A 3,003-nucleotide genomic window follows, 5' to 3' on the forward strand; every position below is an offset into this window, starting at 1 on the left:
ACACCTATAATTGGTATATCTGGAAAATCATTGATTCTTAAACTTCTAAGAAATGAACCGTCACCACCTACTGAGATATTAAGTACTGCGTCTTTATTGTATTCATCGGATACTTTGTATCCGTTGTTTTCAAGTTCGGCTTTTAATTTATTTGCAATTTCTGTAGAGAACTTGTTGTCGTTTTTAATTATATTAATTATTTCTCTGTTTTTCATAGCTTCTCCAATTTGAACTGTTATAGTCTATATTTATATAATAATGGTTTAAGAATAATTAATCAATAAAAATGATTTTTACAAAGAATGAAGGTGGAAAAGATACTCTTACATGAAAAGGTAAGCGAATACCTATTTGTCTAAATATTATTTTAGGGAAACATTTAATTTAAGCATTGAAATAATCATCTTACATATGATATTGTAATTGTAGAATTTAACGAATGTTTCCGATTAATATAAATTTCGAATAGAGGTTTTATGGATAAAGATGCAATGATAATAAATGTTATGGAAGAAGGATATAAACTTAAGGACTACCTTGAAGAAAAGCACGGTTTTTCATCAAAGCTTCTTGTTAAACTTGAGGCAAGAGGGAAGATTGTTTTGAACGGGAGGGTAGTAAAGCTTAAGAAAAGAGTTTTTTTAGAAGATGAAATTGCTGTTGAATTCCTGGATGAATCCGATGAATATGAAAAAGTGGATCTTCCGCTGGATATAATATTCGAAGATGATGATCTTCTTGTTCTAAATAAAAAGCCTTTCAGGGTGGTACACCCTACAAAAAGGCTTCAGGATGATACTACAGCAAATGCAGTTTCATATTATTTTGAGAAAAACGGTATAAAAAGAAAGGTCAGGTTTGTAAATAGGCTGGACATGAATACTACAGGAGTACTGGTTATAGCAAAGAATCCCTATGCACACAACATCATTTCTCAGGATATGAGAAATGACAAGGTGTATAAGGAATATAGGGCTATAATCAATGGAATTATGGAAGAAAAAAGTGGGAAGATAATTGAAAAGATTGCAAGAATAGATGATAATATAAGAAGGGAAGTTCATGAATCGGGAAAAGACTGTATTACGGTGTACAAGGTGATAAGGGAAGAGAATAAATTATCACTTCTAGATATAAAGCTTGAGACGGGAAGAACCCATCAGATAAGGGTGCATTTCGAGTATTTGGGTTTTCCAGTACTAGGAGATGACCTCTACGGAAAAAAAACAGAAATGATTTCACGACAGGCTCTTCACTGCAGCAGGATGTCTTTCAAACATCCGCGAACAGGTAAAATGGTTGAGTTCAATGCAAAATTGCCTGAAGACATGAAGAAGATATTCAATTTAGAATAATATTTATATAATAATTTGGAGGGTTTAATGAAAAAGCTATTAATGTTATCCACAGGAGGTACTATTGCAAGTACCTTGACAGAAGACGGACTGGCTCCGGGAATAAAGCCCGAGGATATGCTTAAATTTTTGAATGATGTTGAAAACATGTGTGAAATTGAAACACACGAGCTTCTAAATATTGACAGCACAAATATACAACCTGAGCATTGGATAGAAATCACAAAATTTATAAAAAGTGTATATGATGATTTTGATGCTTTCATAATAACCCATGGCACTGACACTATGGCTTATACCGCAGCAGCATTGTCCTATATGATACAAAATCCCGATAAGCCAATTATTATAACAGGATCTCAGAAGCCCATAAATGTGGATACGACTGATGCCAGGAAAAACCTTAAGGATGCAATAGCATATGCCCTCTGCGATAACGTATCGGGCATATACGTGGTTTTTAACGGGAAGGCAATAGTCGGTACTAGAGCAAGGAAAACAAAGACAAAGAGCTTTGATGCCTTCGAGAGTATAAACTATCCAATTGCTGCATTTATCGATGGCAAGAGGATAGCGAAATATGTAAGACATGATAAAAATGGGCCAGTGGAGTTTTATGAAAATATTTATCCGAATATTTTTCTTCTCAAGCTTGCACCAGGAATGCAGCCGGATGTTCTCGACTATATTGGAGAAAAGTATGAGGGTATAGTTATAGAAAGCTACGGAGTAGGAGGTCTTCCCTTTGAAGTCAGAAGAAACTTCCAGGAAAAAATGGAATCCTTAACATCAAAGGGCAGAATAGTTGTAATTGCATCCCAGGTAATGAGTGAGGGAAGCGACATGTCTATATATGAAGTTGGTTTTAAGACCCTGAAGAACTACAATGTATTGGAATCTCTGGATATGACAATTGAAAGTGCAGTTGTAAAACTTATGTGGATCATGGGTCAGACTAAGGAATTTAATGAAGTAAAAGAGCTTTTTTATAAAAATATAAATGAAGATATCATGTATTAAGATAGAATGAATATTTGAATAAAAACAAAAATCAAGAGAGGTATTTAAAATGGATCAAAGAAATAGAAAACTGGCATCAAATCTAGTGAATTATTCATGCAAGCTACAAAAGGGAGAAAATGTGTTTCTTAGAATCAGGGGAAACGACTGCAAACCTCTTGCAAAGGAAGTTATTAAGGAAGTATACAAGGCTGGGGCTGTTCCTTTCCTGAAACTTGAGGACCAGAGTCTTGACAGGGAAATAATGATGGGATGTACAAAAAAACAGCTGAAGGCTATTAATGATAATGAACTTAATCTTATGAAGCAGATGGATGCATATATAGGAATAACTGCAACAGATAATTTTGCTGAAAATTCGGATGTTCCAGAGGACAATATGAACAGCTTTTCGAGTGCTTCCAGAGGAGTGTTGGACGAGCGTGTAGACAATACCAAGTGGGTAATTTTAAGGTATCCCAACAATTCAATGGCACAAAAAGCAAATATGAGTCTGGAAAGTTTCGAGGATTTCTATTATAATGTTTGTAACCTGGATTACAGCAAGATGAATGAAGCGATGAAACCTTTGAAAGAATTGATGAACAAGACGGACAAGGTAAGGGTAACTGGAAAGGGAACGGATATT

Annotated in this window: 3 protein-coding genes and 1 pseudogene; 3 read left to right on the forward strand and 1 reads right to left on the reverse strand. The window is 34.7% G+C overall.

Annotated features, from left to right (window positions below; all coding sequences use genetic code 11):
- Positions 1–215, reverse strand: a pseudogene (locus tag AC3AX0_RS10430) (NAD(+)/NADH kinase); the annotation flags it as partial.
- 261 nt (positions 216–476) lie between these two features.
- Here AC3AX0_RS10430 and AC3AX0_RS10435 point away from each other — a divergent pair.
- From AC3AX0_RS10435 to AC3AX0_RS10445, 3 genes are all read left to right on the forward strand, one after another.
- Positions 477–1,355, forward strand: a complete 879-nt coding sequence (locus AC3AX0_RS10435) for an RluA family pseudouridine synthase (protein ID WP_487550229.1) — start codon at positions 477–479, stop codon at positions 1,353–1,355.
- A 27-nt stretch (positions 1,356–1,382) separates the two neighbouring features.
- Positions 1,383–2,375: an asparaginase gene (locus AC3AX0_RS10440; protein WP_487550230.1), complete on the forward strand. Its 993-nt coding sequence runs from the start codon at positions 1,383–1,385 to the stop codon at positions 2,373–2,375.
- A gap of 49 nt (positions 2,376–2,424) precedes the next feature.
- A partial coding sequence (locus AC3AX0_RS10445; protein WP_487550231.1) for an aminopeptidase occupies positions 2,425–3,003 on the forward strand: 579 nt, incomplete at its 3' end.

It is taken from the genome of Dethiosulfatibacter sp. (genome assembly GCF_983023055.1).

Excerpts from the sequence above, each read along its gene's own strand:
- AC3AX0_RS10435 (WP_487550229.1), top strand. The coding sequence starts at position 477 with ATGGATAAAGATGCAATGATAATAAATGTTATGGAAGAAGGATATAAA.
- AC3AX0_RS10440 (WP_487550230.1), top strand. The coding sequence starts at position 1,383 with ATGAAAAAGCTATTAATGTTATCCACAGGAGGTACTATTGCAAGTACC.